Annotated in this window: 13 protein-coding genes; 8 read left to right on the top strand and 5 right to left on the bottom strand. The window is 67.0% G+C overall.

The genetic code is table 11. The features are described 5' to 3' along the window. Positions 1–27 precede the first annotated feature (27 nt). Complete coding sequence (locus tag ACZY1I_RS10195; protein ID WP_463754214.1) at positions 28–1452, top strand: short-chain fatty acyl-CoA regulator family protein; 1425 nt, start codon at positions 28–30, stop codon at positions 1450–1452. A gap of 100 nt (positions 1453–1552) precedes the next feature. Then, positions 1553–2917 carry a flavin monoamine oxidase family protein gene (locus ACZY1I_RS10190; RefSeq protein WP_463754213.1) on the top strand — a complete coding sequence of 455 codons (1365 nt, stop codon included), beginning with the start codon at positions 1553–1555 and terminating at the stop codon, positions 2915–2917. A gap of 9 nt (positions 2918–2926) precedes the next feature. On the opposite strand, the gene ACZY1I_RS10185 is transcribed toward ACZY1I_RS10190, so the two are convergent. Both ACZY1I_RS10185 and ACZY1I_RS10180 read right to left on the bottom strand, forming a co-directional pair. Further along, positions 2927–4099: a PPE family protein gene (locus ACZY1I_RS10185; RefSeq protein WP_463754212.1), complete on the bottom strand. Its 1173-nt coding sequence runs from the start codon at positions 4097–4099 to the stop codon at positions 2927–2929. A 229-nt stretch (positions 4100–4328) separates the two neighbouring features. After that, the gene (locus tag ACZY1I_RS10180; RefSeq protein ID WP_463754211.1) at positions 4329–4490 is read right to left on the bottom strand and encodes a hypothetical protein; all 162 of its coding nucleotides are present in this window, start codon (positions 4488–4490) and stop codon (positions 4329–4331) included. 513 nt (positions 4491–5003) lie between these two features. Between ACZY1I_RS10180 and ACZY1I_RS10175 the strand changes: the two genes are divergently transcribed. The 4 genes from ACZY1I_RS10175 to ACZY1I_RS10160 all read left to right on the top strand — a co-directional run bounded on the left by ACZY1I_RS10175 (position 5004) and on the right by ACZY1I_RS10160 (position 13791). Then, positions 5004–6221, top strand: coding sequence for a PE-PPE domain-containing protein (locus ACZY1I_RS10175; RefSeq protein ID WP_463754210.1), 1218 nt, complete (start codon positions 5004–5006; stop codon positions 6219–6221). 92 nt (positions 6222–6313) lie between these two features. Continuing rightward, on the top strand, positions 6314–9562 hold the full coding sequence (locus ACZY1I_RS10170) for a LuxR C-terminal-related transcriptional regulator (RefSeq protein WP_463754371.1): 3249 nt from the start codon (positions 6314–6316) through the stop codon (positions 9560–9562). A gap of 181 nt (positions 9563–9743) precedes the next feature. Continuing rightward, a complete protein-coding gene (locus ACZY1I_RS10165) occupies positions 9744–12479 on the top strand; it encodes a PE family protein (RefSeq protein ID WP_463754208.1) in 2736 nt (911 codons plus the stop codon). A gap of 79 nt (positions 12480–12558) precedes the next feature. Continuing rightward, complete coding sequence (locus ACZY1I_RS10160) at positions 12559–13791, top strand: PE-PPE domain-containing protein (protein WP_463754207.1); 1233 nt, start codon at positions 12559–12561, stop codon at positions 13789–13791. Here the strand turns inward: ACZY1I_RS10160 and ACZY1I_RS10155 are convergent. Beyond that, on the bottom strand, positions 13788–14297 hold the full coding sequence (locus ACZY1I_RS10155) for a DoxX family protein (protein ID WP_463754206.1): 510 nt from the start codon (positions 14295–14297) through the stop codon (positions 13788–13790). The genes ACZY1I_RS10160 and ACZY1I_RS10155 overlap by 4 nt on opposite strands. A gap of 143 nt (positions 14298–14440) precedes the next feature. On the opposite strand from ACZY1I_RS10155, the gene ACZY1I_RS10150 reads away from it, so the two are divergent. Together ACZY1I_RS10150 and ACZY1I_RS10145 are read left to right on the top strand one after the other, a co-directional pair. After that, on the top strand, positions 14441–16084 hold the full coding sequence (locus ACZY1I_RS10150; RefSeq protein WP_463754205.1) for a pyruvate, phosphate dikinase: 1644 nt from the start codon (positions 14441–14443) through the stop codon (positions 16082–16084). Then, complete coding sequence (locus tag ACZY1I_RS10145; RefSeq protein WP_463754204.1) at positions 16081–16686, top strand: helix-turn-helix domain-containing protein; 606 nt, start codon at positions 16081–16083, stop codon at positions 16684–16686. The genes ACZY1I_RS10150 and ACZY1I_RS10145 overlap by 4 nt, the downstream gene beginning before the upstream one ends. Before the next feature lie 13 nt (positions 16687–16699). Here ACZY1I_RS10145 and ACZY1I_RS10140 read toward each other — a convergent pair whose 3' ends face one another. Both ACZY1I_RS10140 and ACZY1I_RS10135 read right to left on the bottom strand, forming a co-directional pair. Continuing rightward, positions 16700–17923 (bottom strand): wax ester/triacylglycerol synthase domain-containing protein, encoded by a 1224-nt coding sequence (locus ACZY1I_RS10140; protein WP_463754370.1) that lies wholly within the window; start codon positions 17921–17923, stop codon positions 16700–16702. Between the two features lie 19 nt (positions 17924–17942). Beyond that, positions 17943–18848, bottom strand: coding sequence for an alpha/beta fold hydrolase (locus tag ACZY1I_RS10135; RefSeq protein ID WP_463754203.1), 906 nt, complete (start codon positions 18846–18848; stop codon positions 17943–17945). Positions 18849–19033 lie beyond the last annotated feature (185 nt).

Below are 19033 nucleotides of genomic sequence, written 5' to 3'. Positions count from 1 at the left end.
AACTTTGCGAAAGGGGTCGGGCGTACCGTGACTCGGGTGGCGAAAACATTCGCCGGTGCGCGGCTTCGGCGACTACGGGAAGACCACGGGCTAACCCAGGTCGCGTTGGCGCGCTCCCTCGGCCTGTCCACCAGCTACGTCAACCAGCTGGAGAACGACCAGCGACCCATCACCGTTGCGGTGCTGCTCACCCTCAGCGAGCGGTTCGATCTTCCGACCCAATACTTCGCGCCGGATTCCGATGCCAGGTTGATCTCCGACCTGGGGGAAGCGCTCGCCGACGCGCCTGCGACCGCGGCGCAGATCGAGGAACTCGTGGCCCGGATGCCGGCGGTCGGCCAGACCTTGGTCAACCTGCACCGCCGTCTGTACGACACCACCGCCGACCTGGAAGCCCTGCACAGTCGCGCGAACATCGAGATGTCTGCAACCGCGCAGCAGCCGATGCCGTTCGAAGAAGTACGCGACTTCTTCTACGACCGCAAGAACTACATCGGCGAACTGGACGTGGCGGCCGAGGATCTGTTCAACCAGAATCGCTTGCGGATCGGTGGACTCGACGGTCAGCTGGCGGAGTTCCTCGACGAGAAACTCGGTGTGTCGGTGGTACTCGACACCGAAATGCTGAATCCCAACTCCAAGAGGCTGTTTCATCCCGAATCAAAGACGCTGTATGTGGCGCGCTGGCTGCATACGGGCCAACGCGCCTTCCAGCTGGCGACGCAGATTGCGCTGCTCACGCAGGGCCGGCTGATCTCCGGAATCATCGCCGCCGACGATCAACTCAGCGACGACGCGCGCGGGGTGGCCCGCATCGGTCTGGCCAACTACTTCGCCGGCGCACTGCTGTTGCCCTACCAACGATTCCTCGATGCTGCGGAAGGCGCACGCTACGACATCGACCAGTTGGCAAGACGATTCGAGGTCGGCTTCGAAACCATCTGCCATCGGCTGTCCACCCTGCAACGCCCCAACGCCCGCGGCGTCCCGTTCATCTTCGTCCGCACCGACAGCGCGGGAAACATCTCTAAACGACAGTCCGCCACTGCATTTCACTTCTCCCGGGTGGGGGGAAACTGCCCGCTCTGGGTGGTCCACCATGCGTTCTCCCGGCCGGGTCAATTCTTGACTCAGGTGGCCCAGATGCCTGATGAGCGAACGTATTTCTGGATTGCGCGGACGACGACGACAGAACCCAGTCGCTACCTCGGTCCTGCCAAGAGCTTTGCCATCGGACTTGGCTGCGATGTGGCCCACGCCGAGAAGCTCATCTACTCCGTCGGTGTCGACCTGGCCGACGTCGAGGCCGTGGTGCCGATCGGCGCCGGTTGCAAGATCTGCGACCGACCGGCCTGCCCGCAAAGGGCATTTCCGTATCTCGGCCACCCGGTGCACGTGGACCCGCACGCCAGCACGGACTTGCCCTACCCGCCGGTGATCTCGCGACAGTGATTGACGCGCTGGACAATTCATAATTTTCCAAACCGTTTCGGCGGTATCGCGATCGGTGTAGCTTGCTGCTGGGGCGTCAGGGGTCACTGAGGAGTCAGGCATGACAGATGTCGATTACTGCGTAGTCGGAGCCGGTTTCGCCGGCCTGTCGGCAGCGTTCCGCTTGAAACAGGCTGGCCACTCGGTCGCCCTACTGGAAGCCCGCGACCGGGTCGGTGGCCGCACATACACCGTCACTCGCGACGACGGGGCGTGGATCGATCGGGGCGGCGCCTGGATCGGCCCGGGCCAGGACCGCATCTATGCGCTGATGCAGGAATTCGGCGTTCCGGAGTACAAGCAGCACAACGACGGCGACGCTTTGATGATCGTCGGCGGCAAGAAGCACCGCTACGGCGGCAAGCTGCCGTGGACCATGAGCCCCTGGGCGACGGCCAATCTCGGCCTCGGTCTGATGTCCGTCGAGCAGATGTGCAAGGCGATTCCGCGCGAAGCCCCTTGGGAGGCAAAGGATGCCGCCGAGTGGGACCGGATGAGTGTCGGCGACTGGCTGGAACGCAACGTGCCGTCCAGGCCGGCCCGCGACATGCTGGACATGGCCCTGGGCGGCACCTACACCTCGACCGCCGGCGAGGTGTCCCTGCTGTGGTGTCTGCTGCAGATGAGCTCGGGCGGTGGCCCCACCTTCGTCATCTCCGGCAAGGGCGGCGCACAGGATGCCCGCCCGGTCGGCGGCATGGGCGCTCTCCATTGCCCGATGGTCGCCGCGTTGGGCGACGATCTGCACTTGTCGCGGCAGGTTCGTCAGATCACTCAGGACGCCGACGGGGTGACCGTCAACGCCGACGGGCTATCGGTACGCGCACACCGGGCCGTCGTCGCGATACCGATGGCGATCGCGGACTCGATCGTCTACGAGCCGAACCTGCCGGTGGATCGCGCATTCCTCAACCAGCGCATGCCCAGCGGCGCCGTCGTCAAGACCTCGGTCATCTACGACGAGCCGTTCTGGCGAGCCCAAGGATTGTCGGGCCAGTCAGCCGCACCCCACACCCCGGCCACGCTGACCATTGACGCCTGCACGGACACCGCAAATCCGGGGATCATGTGCGTCATCACCGAGGGACCCGCCGCGCGACGGCTGACCCAGCTCAGCGCAACCGACCAACGGGAAATCATCGTCGGCCAGCTGGTCGACCGGTTCGGCCAAAAGGCAAGTAACCCTTCGGAATTCCACCTGCAGAACTGGACCATGGAACGCTACTCCGGCGGTGGCATGATCAGCCATACCGCCACCGGAGTGCTGACCCAATACGGCCACGCGCTGCGAACGCCATGCGGACGCGTGCACTGGGCGGGCACCGAAAGCTCGGCCGTCATGTGCGGCTGGATCGACGGTGCAATCCGCTCCGGAGAGCGCGCCGCATCCGAGGTGATTGCGGCCGAAACACCTCGGCCGCAGTGATCTGACCGGTTATCCGATGCCGGTGCGCGGGATCACGCTGGGGCGATTCTGCGTCACGTGCGGGTTGGCCCCGCCGCGACCCATCATGCCGCCGGGCATCCCGCCGCCCCCGGCGCCCATACCGGTAGGCATCGGCATCATCGGCATGCCGCCGCCCGCTGCCGCCGGTTGCGGCATCTCTGGCGTCGGCATAGCGGCCATGCCGCGCATGGCCGCACTGGACATTCCCTTGGGCGTCGAGCCTTCCCAGGTCGGTGGCACCGACATCGCACCAACCAAGCGCGCTTGGCCGCCGAGATCCGCGGACATTCCGCCACCGAGGCCGCCGAGGCCCTTCATCGCGGGGGCGGTATCTCCGACGAACTTGGTCGCATCCGCGCCCAAGCCCTCTGTTGCACCGGCCAACGCAGCGCTACTCGTGCCACCCATTTGAGCCGCCTGCATCAGTGGCCCGATCATCATGCTGGCCGGCTGAGCCGCCAGCGACCCCACTGAGATCACCTGTTGCAACGGCAGCCCCGCTGCCAGGGACTGCACTCCCGTCAGCAAGGCCGGAGCACCCGCCACCAGTTCGGCCACCGGACTGAACGCACCTGACGCAGTGGTCGCCAAACCGGTGACACCGCCGCCCAGGATCGACGTCAACCCAGTCAAGTCGACCGGCGGGAGACTGAACGGCGTCAAGGACTCGGCCACCGCCGTCGCCCCGCCGTGGTAACCGACCATCGCAGCGACGTCCTGCGCCCACATCTCCACGTAGTCGAACTCGTTCGCCGCGATCGCGGGCGTGTTGATGCCGAAGAAGTTCGTCGCGACCAGCGTCGTCAACGACACCCGGTTCGAGGTCACCGCGGCCGGATGCACCGTCGCCGTCAACGCCGTCTCAAAGGCCGTCGCCGCCGCCCGGGCCTGCCCCGCCGCCATCTGTGCCTGCGCTGCCGCTCCACTGAGCCAGCCGACGTACGGCGTCGCCGCAGCCGCCATCGAAGCCGAGGCAGGACCGGCCCACGGTCCGCTGGCCAGGCCGATGATCACCGAGTCAAACGACGACGCAGAGGCCGCCAGGTCCGACGCCAGGCCTTCCCAGGCCGTCGCTGCCATATGCAGGGGACCCGACCCGGCACCGGCGAAAATCCGTGCCGAGTTGATCTCCGGTGGCAACCACGAAAAATCCAGGAACATACCAACCCCAACCAGCCAGCCGCCGCAGCGGAACGAGCAATGCTTGAACACTCTCGTCAATAAACGGGTCGCCAGGTGCACGATTCAGGAAATACTCAGGAAATAAGCAGGCGATCCTCAGACCATATTCACATAAGACGGCCCAATGGGTAAATCACTTCGCTTAGTGTCCTAAACGTCCCTGGCCTGGCACCTTGTGCATCCGGTCCCCCAACCCCGGCCCGTGGAATCACGCTCGGCCGCTGCTGCCCCGCGTGCGACCCGCCGCGTGCCAGCATCCCGCCGGGGCCCCGGCACCCGCTCCGTCCATCGGCATGGGCATCATCAGCATGCCCACCGGGACCGGTCGCGCTGGGAGCTGCGCCGAGCCCTGCCGACTCAGAAAGCTCATCTACATCCTTCTCTCCGACATGCCGGATCAGCGCCATCCCGGGTCCCGGCATTCGTCGTAGCACCAAGGATGCGTGGCAGCCGATTGATTTACGTCAGTCACATCGCGTAAATACGCAGCTCGCGGGGGTCGTAGAAGGGAGGGCGCTGGGGTCGTACGGGCGGCGGAGACAAATGATGCGCACCGAGTCCCGGACCGCACCAAAGTTGTAGGTGCACTGATGCTTTCGGCTGCCCCCGCGGTCGCGCTTCTCGAGCGCGCGTGTCGGTGCGTGACACGCCGCGGCTTGTGTACATCAGAGGGTCTATCGCGCCGTGCCGCAAGCGTGCGCGAGACGCCGGCCGAGCCCAAAACCGCGTATTAAGCCCCGGCCGCCGACTAATCTTCCTTTAACTGGTTTGCGTCGGGGGGTGCCAACACAGCATCGCGTCCCCTGTGCAATGGCCGCGACCCGCTGCGCCCGGCTCCGCCCGGCTTGCGATCGCGACTTGTTCGATCCTCGAGGAGGCTGCTGTGTCGTACGTTGTAGCAACGCCGGATTTGTTGACGTCTGCTGCTAACGAATTGGCCACAATGGGGTCGGCGGTTACCGCGGCGAACACGGCAGCAGCTAATTCGACCACGTCGCTGCTCGCTGCGGGCGCCGACGAGGTATCGGCACGCGTAGCAGCGTTCTTCGGGTCGCATGGTCTTGAATACCAGGCGGTCAGCGCCCAGGCAGCACAGTTTGGCGAACGCTTCGTGAGCGGCTTGGCGGCGAGTGCGAGTGCATATCTGAACACCGACGTCGCCAACGCCCAGACCACTGCGCTGCCGGCAGCAACCACCAGGATCACCCTGCCCGGCGCGGGCCCGCTCTACATGCCGACGTTCCTCACCAACCTGCCGTTCCTCGGACTGGTTTACGGCCAGGGGTTCGCCGAGCCCGCCAACGCCTCGATCCTGCAGGCCTACGACGCGCTCAATGTGGCGATCGGAGCGAAGTGGTTCCCCAACACCGTCGCCCAGGTGGTCAACTACCCGGCCAGTGTCGGCATCTTCAGCGGCAGCCTCTTCGCTCCCACCGCCAACCAGGCCGTCGCTATCGGGCAGCAGATGCTCAACGACCAGATCATGACCGCAGTGACCGGCGGCACTCCGGTTCAGATCGCCGGGCTGTCGATGGGCACCCTCGTGGTCAACCGTGAATTGGCCTTCCTGGCAACAAGTCCGACCGCACCGCCGCCCAACGCACTGAACTTCGCCATGTTCTCCAGCCCAGAACTCGGCTTGGCGAACATCTACCTGCCCAACGGATTCACCGTGCCGATCATGGACTACACGGCGCATGGCCTGTCCAACACCCAGTACCACGTCGACGTCGCATTCGGTCAGTACGACGGCTGGGGCAATCCGCCCGACCGGCCCTGGAATCTGCTCTCTGTGGTGAATTCCCTGTTCGGCACCGTCTACATGCACAACACGCCGGCGCTGCTTCCGTTGTCGGACGCGGTGCAGTTGTCCAGCGTGACCACATCCCTGGGCGGCACGGTCGACACATATATGTTCCCGTCGCCGACCCTGCCGATGTTATTGCCGCTGCAGCAGATTGGTGTCCCGCAACCAATTGTCAACGGCCTCAACTCATTCCTGAAGCCGATCGTCGACGCCGGCTACTCATCTCTCGACCCGGGCGCCGGTCCCTACTTCCAGCAAGGGTCACTGGTCGGCTTGCCTACCGGGCTTTTCTGAGTTCCGGCTGAACTGTTTGTAACCCCCGCCCGTATCTCTGAGTTAAGTCACGGATACGAAAACATCGCCATGAAGGCGGGGGTGGCATGCACCTGAACGAGTCTCTGCCAACGATGACAGCGACCCTGTTGCTCGCCGATGTCGAGCGATCGACGCAGTTGTGGGAGAGCGCGCCTGCGACCCTGGCGGCCGCTCTCGCGCGCCTCGACGACACGGTGTCCCGGATTGTCGCCGCCCACGAGGGTGTCGGGCCGATCGAACATGACGGGCACGACGTCGCCGACGGCTTCATGGCGATCTTCCCGTGCGCCAGCGATGCGTTGGCATGCGCTGTCGATTTGCAACAGGCACCACTGGCTCCGATCCAGTTGCGTGTCGCGCTGCATACGGGAGACGTGCAGTTCGACGACCTCGACAATGACACCGGCCCGGCCCTCAGCCGCGCCGCACGACTGTGCCATCTGGCGCACGGCGGTCAGGTGGTGCTGTCTGGCACCACGCACGATCTGGTCATCGACCAACTACCGGCTGACATCTGGCTGACCGACCTCGGCACCCATCAGCTTGCCGACCTGCCGCGCCCCGAACGCGTCGTGCAGTTGTGCCATCCCGATCTCCGTGTCGAGTTCCCGCCCCTCTACGGCCCGAAAGATGCTGCACTCCTGGGTCTTCCGCAGCACCTGACCCGTTTTGTCGGACGCGACGCGCAGATTCGCGAAGTGCATGAACTGCTCACCGACAATCGGCTGGTAACCCTGGCCGGCGTCGGCGGTGTCGGTAAGACGCGGTTGGCGGCAAGAGTCGGCACCGAAGCGGCGGCCGCCTTCGGTTATGGAGCGTGGTTCATCGATCTCGCACCGGTCAGCGATCCCACGATGCTTCCGCTGACGGTGCTCCGCGCGCTGGATCTGCCGGACCAACCTGGCTGCACCGCGGTGGACTCGCTGCTGCGATTCATCGCGGATCGGAACGCACTGCTGGTCTTGGACAACTGCGAGCACCTGATCGACGCATGCGCCGCGCTGACCGGCAAGTTGCTGAGCACCTGCCCACGGCTGTCTGTCCTGGCCACCAGCCGCGCGCCGCTCGGCCTGCCGGGCGAGCTCACCTGGCGGGTGCCGCCGCTGTCGCCGGCGGACGAAGCGCTCGAGCTCTTCGTCGACCGTGCCCGGCTGGCGCGGCCGGACTTCACCATCACCGCCGCCGACGCGGCCATCGTGGTCGACATCTGCGGCCACCTCGACGGCCTACCGCTGGGCATAGAGCTCGCGGCAGCATCCGTTCGAGTGATGTCACTGACCGAAATCCTCGACGGACTCCGTCACCGTTTCCGTCTAGTCACCAGCGTTGCGCCGGCCGAGCGCGGGCGCACCCTGGGTTCGTCGATCGACTGGTCCCACACCATGCTGGACGAGCCTGAGCGTGTCCTGTTCCGCAGGCTCGCGGTGTTTCGCGGCAGCTTCGACCTCGAGGCCGCGCAAGTCGTGGGCGGCGACAGCGACCAGCCTTCACACGACGTCATCGACCAACTCGCCGTCCTGGTGGACAAATCCCTTGTAGTGGCAGATATTTCCACCGAACACAGCCGCTTCCGGATGCTGCAGACGGTGCGCCATTATGCGTTGCAGAAGCTAGACGAGTCGCAGGAAGCCAATGCGGTCCGTGCCCGCCACCATGACCACTACGCGCGAATGGCCGCACTGCTCGACATGCCCGCCGACACCTGCCACGACTGCTGCATTGAACAGGTGGAATCGGAGATCGACAACCTGCGTGCGGCGTTCGCGTGGTGCCAGGAGCAGGGTCAGATCGCGGCGGCGCTGGAGCTCACGTCGTCGCTACAGCCGCTCTGGCTCACCAGAGGTCGCATTCAGGAAGGGCTGGCCTGGTTCGACGCAGTCATCGCTGATCAAGCCGGGCAGATCTCCGCGGTGGTACGCGGGCGGGCATTGGCCGACAGGGCCGTACTTGACGCATCGCGCAACAGCGGCGACAACCTCGAGCAGGCACAGCGCGCGCTGGAGATCGCGCGACAGATCGACGATCCGGCGCTACTGGCGCGTGCGCTCACGGCGTGCGGTGCGATCAGCGCGTACAGCGTCGACGCAGCGAGCCCGTACCTTTCCGAGGCCATCGGTATTGCCCGCGGCCTCGACGACCGCTGGCGGCTCACCCAAATCTTGACGTGGCAGGCGTACGGCGCGTTCTACGCCGGCGATCCCATCGCCGCGCACGCCGCCGCGCAGGAGGGTCTCGAACTCGCCGAGGCGATCGGCGACCAGTTTCACTCACGCTCCTGCCGGTGGACACTCGGATTATCACAGATGATGAAAGGTGAGGTAGCCGAGGCAATCTCACAGTTCCGCTTGGTCAACGACGACGCCAGTGCGGCCCACGATGTGCTGTTCGAATGGGGCAGTGGACTCGCCCTCGCCCATGCGCTGACCTTCCGAGGTCATACCGGCGCATCGATCGCCGCTGCCAACGCATCCCTGGTGGCCGCTTCTGATTTGTGGCCATACAACGAGGGATTCAGCTACGCAGTGCTGGCCACCGCGGCAGTGGCCGCCGGCGATGTCGCAGCGGCGGCCCGCGCCGGCGAGGCCGCCCAACAGCGGCTGGGTGAGCAGGGCGGACTTGCCGCCGCCAACTTCAATCCAATGTCCGAAATCGCCTATTCGCAAGGCGATCTCGTTGCAGCAGCAAGCTGGGCCGATCAGGAGGTCGCACTGTCGGCGGGTTGGCGGCTGGCCCGTGCACTGACCACGCGTGCCCGCATCGCCATCGCCAGAGGCGAATTCGAGCACGCGGAGCATGATGCGCATCGCGCCTTGGTCTGTGCTTCAGAACACCAGGCGCACTTGATGGTTCCAGATATCCTCGAATGCCTCGGCCGACTGGCCGCAGAATTTCTCAGTCACCGCGACGCCGCTCGACTCTTCGGCGCGGCCGCAGCCCACCGACGGCAGATGGGCGTCGTGCGGTTCAAAATCTACGACACGGAGTGGGACCAAACGGTATCCAAAGTGCGAGATGCTCTGGATAACAACACTTTTGATAAAGCATGGGCGGAAGGCGACAGCCTGTCGCTCGACGCGGCGATCGCTTACGTGCGGCGTGGTCGCGGCGAACGTAAACGTCCCGCCAGCGGTTGGGCAGCACTGACTCCCACCGAGCGCGACGTGGTGCGGCTCGTCGCTGACGGGCTGGCCAACCCCCAGATCGCCTCGCGGCTGTTCGTCTCCCGGCGAACCGTACAGACGCACCTCACCCACGTCTACGCGAAACTCGGCATGAACTCACGCGTTCAACTGGCCCACGAAGGCGCCGCGCGCGGCTGACCGTGCCGGCTCGAGGCCGAGTGTGCGTCCAGCCGCACACCGGGCACCCGCACAACACCGCTGACCAGCAAATATACGACCCCTCCGGGCCGGTATCTACGACTACTGACTGACGTTCTTCTTCCCGACTGACCGCATCTTTGTTCCAACCGAGATGTCGAAAACGACTGGGAGGACGACGATGTCGTATCTATTGGTAGCCCCCGAAATGCTGGCCGCAGCAGTGTCAGATGTGGGAAGCATCGGCTCGGCCTTGAGCGAAGCCAACGCCGTCGCAGCAGCACGCACTGTCGATATCCTTGCGGCCGGCGCGGACGAGGTGTCCGCGGCCGTGGCGTCGCTGTTCTCCGGGCACGGACAGACCTATCAGACGATCAGCGCGCAGGCTGCGGCGTTCCATGAGCAGTTCATGCAGACCATGCGCGCCGGCGGCGCGATGTATGCCAGCGCCGAGGCGGCCAACGTCTCCCCTCTGCAAAGCCTCCTCGACGCGGTCAATGCGCCGTTCCTGGCGCAGACGGGGCGCGCACTGATCGGCAACGGGACCAACGGTGCCGCCGGTACCGGCCAGAACGGCACCGCGGGCGGATGGCTGATCGGCAACGGCGGCGCCGGCGGATCGGGCGCGACCGGCGCCAACGGCGGAACCGGTGGGGCCGGCGGAGCCGGTGGGTTCTTCGGCAACGGTGGCGCCGGGGGTTCCGGCGGGACCGCGACCGCGGTCGCCGGGGTCGGTGGCGCCGGCGGGCATGGCGGAGCCGCCGGGATGTTCGGCGCGGGCGGCACCGGAGGGGTCGGTGGGGCGTCAACGAGCATCACCGGTGGGGCGGGCGGAGCAGGCGGAGCCGGCGGTAACGCCGGGATGCTGCTGGGCCAGGCAGGAACCGGCGGCGCCGGCGGCTTCAGCGCCGGTCAGAACGCCAACGGCGGGGCGGGCGGGGCGGGCGGCGCCGGCGGCGTGTTCACCAACGGCGGCACGGGCGGAAACGGTGGGACCGGCGCCACGGGTGGACTCGGTGGAGCCGGTGGATCGGGCGGGATCTTCGGCAGCGGCGGCACCGGCGGTGCAGGCGCGTTCGGCAACAGCGCAATCGACGGCCACTTCGGCGGGGCTGGCGGCGCCGGTGGAGCTGGTGGGATGTTCGGCGGTGGTGGCACTGGCGGGGCCGGTGGAGGAAGTCTCGTCACCGGTGGCGCCGGGGGTGCCGGCGGCAATGCCGGCATGCTTTCACTCGGTGGCGCCGGCGGCGCGGGCGGCACCGGCGGAGAGGGCCCTGGCAACGGCGAGACCGGTGGCGCCGGTGGCGCAGGCGGCAATGGCGGCATGCTTTTCGGTGACGGCGGCGCCGGCGGTACCGGCGGGTTCGGCGGCTCTACCGGCGGACGCGGCGGCGCGGGCGGCAACGCCGGTCTGCTCGTCGGATCCGGTGGCGCGGGCGGCGCGGGCGGCGTGGGCAGCTTGGCCACCGGGGGTGCCGGTGGCGCCGGCGGGGCTTCCGGGCTCATCGGCGATGGCGGAAACGGCGGCACGGGCGGCTTCAGCACCAAGGCCGGCGGCGCCGGCGGGACCGGCGGCAACGGCATGCTGATCGGCGACGGCGGAAACGGTGGTAGCGGCGGGACTGGCGCAACGCCGGGCAAGGCCGGCGCCGGCGGAATCAGCGGCATGCTGCTGGGCGCAGACGGTTTCAACGCGCCGGCGAGCACGTCACCGCTGCACGCACTGCAGCAACAGGCGCTGAACGCAATCAACACGCCCGTCGAAGCGGTGACCGGGCGTCCGCTGATCGGCAACGGCGCCAATGGAACTCCGGGCACCGGCGCCGCCGGCGGGGACGGTGGCTGGCTGTTCGGCAACGGCGGCACCGGCGGTTCGGGAGGTACCGCTGCGGCAGGCGGGAACGGCGGGTCTGGCGGAATCCTGTTCGGCAGCGGCGGAGCGGGCGGGGCCGGCGGCCTGGGCGCGGCGACGGGCAACGGCGGAGCGGGCGGAGCCGGTGGGGCCGCCTTCTTGTTCGGATCCGGTGGCGCAGGCGGGACCGGCGGAGGCGCCATCGCGACCGGCGACGGCGGGGCCGGCGGTGTCGGCGGCAAGGCGGGCACCCTGCTCGGCGCCGCAGGCCTCGGCGGCGCCGGAGGCGCGGGGAAGGGCCTCGGACACACCGGCGGAACCGGCGGAGCCGGCGGCGCAGGCGGACTCTTCGCCGATGGCGGCACCGGCGGATATGGCGGGTTCGGTCCCACCGGCGGCACCGGCGGGGCCGGCGGCGCGGGCGGAGTGTTCGGCACCGGCGGCACCGGCGGATACGCCGGCGCCGGCGTCACCGCCGGCGGAACCGGCGGGGCGGGCGGGTCCGGCGGGCTGTTCGGCGATGGCGGCACCGCTGGGGCCGGTGGCGCAGGCCTCAACGCAGCGCCGGGCGGGGACGGCGGGACCGGCGGCAACGGCGGCTTGCTCATGGGCTCCGGCGGAACCGGCGGAACGGGTGGCAGCAGTGGCACCACCGGCGGGGCCGGCGGGTCGGGCGGACACGGCAGCATGCTCTTCGGCTTCGGCGGCGCCGGCGGCAGCGGCGGATTCGGCCTCGCCGCCGGCGGTGTTGGCGGCGCCGGCGGCGACGCAGGATTGCTCTACGGATTCGGCGGCGACGGTGGCATCGGCGGCGCCAGCGGAACCACCGGCGGGGCCGGTGGGGCCGGCGGCAAAGCCGGGTTGAACGGCAACGGCGGTGACGGCGGCGCCGGTGGCAGCGGCATCACCACCGGAGGTGCCGGCGGCAGCGGGGGCAACGCCGTCGTGACCGGCGATGGCGGCAACGGCGGAAACGGTGGGATAGGCGCGGCGACAGGCAAGGCCGGCACCGGCGGCACCGGCGGGACACTGCTTGGCGCGGGCGGCCTCAACGGGCTCCCGTGACTGCGCGATTGCCGTAATTGACGCGCCGGTCAGTGGCAGCGGGTAATCTCTCAACCACTGATTGCGTCGGGGGCGAACTGTGTCGTATGTCGTTGCGGTGCCGGATTTGTTGACGGCTGCCGTCGGGGATCTCGCCGCGACGGGATCGGCAGTGACCGGGGCGAGTACGGCGGCCGCCAACTCCACCACGTCGGTGCTGGCCGCGGCCGCCGACGAGGTATCGACCGCCGTAGCGGCGCTGTTCGGCGCGCACGGCCGCGAATTCCAGGCGGCTGCGGCGCAGGCGGCGCAATTCAACGAGCGGTTTGTACGCAACCTGTCGGCGACCGTGAACAGCTACCTCAGCACCGATGTCGTCAGCGCTTCGGCCCTGCCGGCCGCGGCGGACACCAGGATCACCATTCCCGGGGCCGGGCCGCTCTACTTCCCGAAGTTCTTCACTGACCTGCCCTATCTCGGTCAGGTGCTGACTTCGGGAATACCTGGCGCACCGAGTTCGGTGTCCATCCTGCAGGGGTATGACCTGCTGAATCTTGCCGAAGGACAGAACTGGTTCCCCGGCACCGTCGCTCAGGTGGTCAACTACCCGGCCAGTGCCGGCATTTTCAGCGGCAGCCTCTTCGCCCCCACCGTCAACGAGGGCGTCGCCATCGGTCAGCAGCTACTCAACGGCCAGATCATGGACGCGGTCGCCACCGGAACGCCGGTGCACGTTGCCGGCCTGTCCTTGGGAACCATCGTCGCCAATCGCGAGTTGGCCTTCCTCGCCAACAACCCAGCAGCGCCACCGCCCAACGCCCTGCAGTTCGCCCTTTTCTCCAGTCCCGAACTCGGCTTGGCGCACACTTACCTGCCGGCCGGCACGACGATTCCGTTGATCAACTACACCGTGCAGGCCCTATCGAACACGCAGTACAACGTCGACGTGGTGTACGGCCAGTACGACTTCTTCGGCCATGCGCCCGACCGGCCCTGGAACATCCCGGCGTGGGTGAACTCGCTGTTCGGCACCGTCTACGAACACAACACGGCGTCACTGGTCTCGATGTCGGATGCGGTGGAGATCTCGAGTGTGACCGCGCCACTCGGCGGCACGATCACGACGTACATGATCCCCTCACCGACACTGCCGATGCTGCTGCCGCTACAGCAGATCGGCGTCCCACAGCCGATCATCGGCGGGCTGAACTCGCTCCTGAAACCGATTGTCGACGCCGGCTATTCGTCGCTGACGCCTAACGCCGGGCCGTACTTCTTAGAAGGCTCGCTGCAGGGCGTTCCTACCCTGGCCGACCTGCTGCACTCCTTCTAGCCCGCTTCTTTGACCGGCGGCCGGTAGAAGATCAACAGCTGGCCGATGGCCCCGGCAAGGCCGAGGCCCAGCGAGATTGCCAAGCCTTGCCAGCCGTCGAACAAGTTCTTGCCGAAGATCACCCAATCCAGGCTGAGCCGTCCCGCACCCACGGTGGCCACCGCGACCGCGCTGAGCGCCAACACCAGGTTGTACTCCCAGCCTTCCTTGACGATGAAGAAACCGTTGTGACGGTGCACCGTCCACGCCGCGACGATCATCAGCGATACGAAGCCCGCCGCAGGAATCGGCGTGAGCAGCCCGGCCGCCAGGCCCAGGCCTGCCGCCGTCTCGGTGGTCGCGGCGACCGTGGCGTGGAACTTCCCGGGCTTCATCCCGATGTTTTCGAACCAGCGCGCGGTGCCCGGTATGCGGCCGCCGCCGAAAAACTTGTTCAAGCCATGCGCGGCCAAGGTCAGACCCAACGCCAACCGCAGTATCAGTAACCCGACATCGTAGGGAGTCATACGGTCAAAACTAGATCATCAAGTACTGCTAACAACAGGAGCGGCAACCAGTCGAGGCACCTGATGCGTGTGGGACCATTGCGGGCGTTCGGGCGATTAGCCCGCAAACCGCATTAGTTTGCTCGACGGCGAGGGGGTGCATCATGGGTCGCGCCGCGTCCGGCCATGACGTCCCCGACGGCGACCTACAAAGCCCACTGAAAAGTGCCACCGTGCTGCTGGACGGCCGAGCGACTCACCCACGAGAAATCCTCGGCAACAAGGGTCATGGCATCGACACCATGCGCCGCCACAATTTGCCGGTACCGCCGGCGTTCTGCATCACCACCGATGCGGGCCTGCGCTATCTCGCCGAACCCGGGCCGACCATCGACGCGATCTGGGACGACGTCGTTGACCGGATGGGCTGGCTCGAGCAACAAACCTCGCGCACCTTCGGGCGGGGCCCGCGGCCGTTGCTGGTCAGCGTGCGTTCCGGCGCCACTCAGTCAATGCCCGGCATGATGGACACGATCCTCGACCTCGGCATGAACGACGCCGTCGAGGAGGCCCTGGCCGCCCACGACGCCGAGTTCGCCCGCGACACCCGTCGCCGGTTCAACGCGATGTACCACCGCATCGTGGCCGGCGGCGAAGCCAACCCCGACGACCCTCCCGCGGATCCCTATGCGCAGTTGCGCGCGGGTATCGAAGCGGTGTTCGGCTCGTGGAACTCGCCCCGCGCGATCGCCTATCGCGACCATTACGGCCTGGACGGCCATCCCGGTACCGCCGTGGTGGTGCAGGCGATGGTGTTCGGCAACCAGGCGGCGAATTCCGGGGCCGGTGTGTTGTCGTCGCGCAATCCGATCACCGGGGCCAACGAGCCGTTCGGCGAATGGCTGCCCGGCGGCCAGGGCGACGATGTCGTGTCCGGACTTGTTGACGTGCAACCGATCACCGCTCTACGTGACGAACTACCGACCGTCTACGACGAGCTGATGCTGGCTGCGCGCAGCCTCGAGCGGCTCAATTCCGAGGTCCAGGAGATCGAATTCACCGTCGAAGACGGCAGATTGTGGTTGCTGCAAACGCGGGGCGCCGAACGGTCGGCGCAGGCCGCGGTGCGACTGGCGCTGCAACTGCACCGCGAGGGACTCATCGATGACGCCGAGACCCTGCGCCGCGTGACGCCCGCGGACGTCGAAGCGGTGCTGCAGCCATCCCTTCAACCGGAAACACGTTTCGCCGCGCCGCTTTTGGCCAAGGGGCTGCCCGCCTGCCCGGGGGTGGTGACGGGAACCGCGTATACCGACGTCGATGAGGCACTGGACGCCGCCGACCGGGGTGAGCCGGTCATTTTGGTGCGCGATCACACCAGGCCCGAAGACGTGTCGGGCATGCTGGCCGCACAAGGCATCGTCACCGAGGTCGGCGGGGCGGCAAGCCATGCGGCGGTGGTCAGCCGTGAACTGGGCCGGGTCGCGGTGGTGGGCTGCGGACTTGGGGTCGCGGCGTCGCTGGCCGGCAAGCAGATCACCGTCGACGGCTACGAAGGGGAAGTGCGCCAAGGGATTCTCGCGCTGACCGCGTGGTCGGAGGACGGCACACCCGAACTGCGGGAGATGACTGAGATGGCGCTGCAGGTCAGCCCGTTGCGCGCGCACACCAGCGGTGACTACCCCCGACTGGACGACAATGCCGACTCGGCGGTGCGTGCCGCGATGGCGTCGGGAACAACAGACGTCCTGTCCGCGACACCCCTGATCACCATGCTGAACGCGATCCGACTCAAGGCGAACCCATGACCGAATTGGCTGTCCTGCAGGCGATCCGGCTGAAGGGCCGGATCAGCACCGCTGACCTGGCCAAGACCTTGGCCGTCGACATCGCAGAGGTCTCCGAAACGATCGGTCAACTCGCGGCAAACAACTTGGTGATCGAGGGCCCCACCATACGCATCAGCCCCGATGGTCGCGCCCGTCTCGCCGAGTTGCTGGCAACGGAACGGAAGGGCGCTGACTCAGCCACCCTCGCCAAGGCCTATGACGAGTTCCGTTCAGTGAACATCGATTTCAAGGCGTTGGTGACCGACTGGCAACTCAAGGACGGCCAACCCAATAACCACGAAGACAGCGAGTACGACTCGGTCGTGCTGGCCCGACTCGACGCCGTCCACCGGCAAGTCCTGCCGCTCGTCGCGGCGGTTACCACGCAGCTACCCAGGCTCGCCGGGTATCCGACGAAATTGACTGCGGCACTGGAAAAAGTCCAGGCCGGTGAGATCGCCTGGCTGACAAGGCCGCTCATCGACTCTTACCACACCGTGTGGTTCGAGCTACATGAGGAACTAATCCTGGCTGTCGGGCTGACTCGCGAAGAGGCCGCCAGATCCGGTGACGCACAATAGTTTTAACCGGGGCTTACAACACCGCATCGAGCAGGCCGAGGTATGCGTCAACGTCAGCTACGGCCGACTCCGCCGCGTTCACGCTGATCGCAATGGTGTCGCCGATGCCGTGTACGCCGTGCGTCAACCCCATCAGCGGCGACAGTGCCGGGTAGCCCGAAGTAAGCACCACCGGGGCACCCCCGAAACTCAGGTCGGCGGGACCGCGGTGAACACTGGACACCACGGTGTTGCCAGACACCTGGTCGGGCCGCATAGTGGGATCGAATTGATTTATCCCCAAATGTAATAGCGCAGCGGGCACCGCGGCGAAGGCCCGATCGGATGCTCGGGTGGCAGGATGCTGAAAACGGCGCCGACCATTGGCCAGGTCGGTGGCGATCCGTTGCATGCGCTCATCGTGCCCTAGGGCCGGGTACAGGCCGACTACAACGTTCCCGAAATGGTTGTAGCCAAGCGGTTCACCGGGTTTGGCCATGGGAACCTCCGCACCCAGCGAATCGGCATGCGCGCCAAGCAGATGCGACAGGGCAGCCGCGACTGCGGCCAGTACCCCAATGGTGACCGTGGGACCAGGCAACTGTTCGCGCTTGCGCACCAGCGTGCGGATCATCCGGGTGCCTTCGGGCCGGGCGTTGGTTGCCAACAGCGGCCGCGTGCCCAATCCCGGCGCCAGCAGTCCGGCTTTGGTATCGCGGACGAAGCTGCGGTGGGCGCGTGCCGCGGCCACACCCCGCCACGGCAGCAATCCCGCCCGCGCCCGCGCCGTCGGTACCGGCGATTGCCGACCGAACAGCCACCCGGCGATCGCCGCGCCGCGGACACCGTCGGCGAACGCATGCGCGATCTGCAGTACCGCGACGGTACCCGGGCCGCTGACCCCCGGTACGCCCTGAACGGGCGTGAAAACGTGTAATTGCCATGGCTTCCGGCGAATGTCGAGCTGGTGACTGGCCAGCGCGACGACGGCGTTCAGACAATCCGACCACCCGTTGTCGTCCAGTTCGCGCCGGACCACCCGCTCGGGTTCGACCGGCACCCGCAGCCAGCGTGGATACGTCAGCGGGCTGCCGTCCTCGACAACCAGGCCCAGTTCCACCGAAGCGCGGGCACGCCGTCGAATCTGATCCATCGCACGCTCGAGATCCGCAGGTTCTCCGTCGAACGCATAAAGCAAAAACTCATCGCTGGGGATCTTGGCCGACATCCAATAGAACTGCGCGTCGACGGCCGCCATCCGATGGCCGGCCGCCACCTCAGCCCGGCGTACCGATGAAGTTCAGGACCAGGTCGGCGACCGCGTCGGGCTGCTCGAGTTGCAGGAAGTGACCGGCATTCGAAACGAGGGACACCTCGCTGCCGGCGGGTAAGACTTGTTCCACCCAGTGCGCGAAAGCCGCTGTCATGCAACCATCTTGGCGGCCATGTAGGTACTGACTCGGCAGGTGCGGAACCTGCAACCAGTACCGGTCGAGTTCCGCGTATTGCGCCGGAGGCCGGGTGTTGCGCAGCACGGCGCGGTAGGGCCCCAGCGCCGCGTGCCAGCTTTCCGGGGTGCCGATCGCGGCGTCGACGTGACGCAGATCCTCGTCGGCGTGATAGCCCGGTGACCATCGTCGCCACAGAAGCGGCACCACCCAGGATGACGAACGTTCCGGCAGCGCGGGCAATTGGAAATAGCTCATGTACCAACTGCGGACCAGCTGACCAGGTAACTGCCGGATCAACCGCAGCTTGTTGGGCACACCGCCGAACGGACGAAATGCCGCGGAGACCGGCACCGACATGATCACGGCCTTGGTGAACGAACTTTCAGGCATCGCGGCGAGGCCGGTCGCGGCCATCGCACCCCAGTCGTGGCCGATCACCACGTCGGCCTCGGAGCCGCCCGCGGCCTCTCGCACCCGCAAGGCGTCATCCATCAATGCACCGATGTGGTAGCTGCCGTCCACCGGAATAGACGACGGCGCATACCCGCGCATGAACGGCGCGACCACACGCCAACCGGCCTCGGCCAACAACGGGGCGATCTTGCGCCATCCGTAAGCGGTGTCGGGAAAGCCGTGCAGGCACAAGGCCATCGGGCCCTTGTCGGGTCCCCAGGTCAGGGCTTTCAGATCGCCATTGGCGCTCTTCACGTCGATCCAGCGTGGTCCAGACAACTCGACTCCTGTTCGCCATCTCCCATCCCGCACAGTCCAACGTAGCCGCCGTGGCGATCGCAAGCCCGGGCTGTGCCCGGGCGCAGCGGGTCGCCACCATCGACCCCCGTGGCGATCGCAAGCCCGGGCTGTGCCCGGGCGCAGCGGGTCGCCACCATCGACCCCCGTGGCGATCGCAAGCCCGG

This window comes from Mycobacterium sp. IDUB_37 (genome assembly GCF_055419245.1).
This window is presented reverse-complemented; position numbering and strand designations above follow the sequence as displayed.

What these genes read in the sequence shown, in the direction of transcription:
- ACZY1I_RS10190 (WP_463754213.1), top strand. Translation starts at nt 1,553, where the DNA reads ATGACAGATGTCGATTACTGCGTAGTCGGAGCCGGTTTCGCCGGCCTG.
- ACZY1I_RS10185 (WP_463754212.1), bottom strand. Translation starts at nt 4,099, where the DNA reads ATGTTCCTGGATTTTTCGTGGTTGCCACCGGAGATCAACTCGGCACGG.
- ACZY1I_RS10180 (WP_463754211.1), bottom strand. Translation starts at nt 4,490, where the DNA reads ATGAGCTTTCTGAGTCGGCAGGGCTCGGCGCAGCTCCCAGCGCGACCG.
- ACZY1I_RS10165 (WP_463754208.1), top strand. Translation starts at nt 9,744, where the DNA reads ATGTCGTATCTATTGGTAGCCCCCGAAATGCTGGCCGCAGCAGTGTCA.
- ACZY1I_RS10155 (WP_463754206.1), bottom strand. Translation starts at nt 14,297, where the DNA reads ATGACTCCCTACGATGTCGGGTTACTGATACTGCGGTTGGCGTTGGGT.
- ACZY1I_RS10150 (WP_463754205.1), top strand. Translation starts at nt 14,441, where the DNA reads ATGGGTCGCGCCGCGTCCGGCCATGACGTCCCCGACGGCGACCTACAA.
- ACZY1I_RS10145 (WP_463754204.1), top strand. Translation starts at nt 16,081, where the DNA reads ATGACCGAATTGGCTGTCCTGCAGGCGATCCGGCTGAAGGGCCGGATC.
- ACZY1I_RS10140 (WP_463754370.1), bottom strand. Translation starts at nt 17,923, where the DNA reads ATGGCGGCCGTCGACGCGCAGTTCTATTGGATGTCGGCCAAGATCCCC.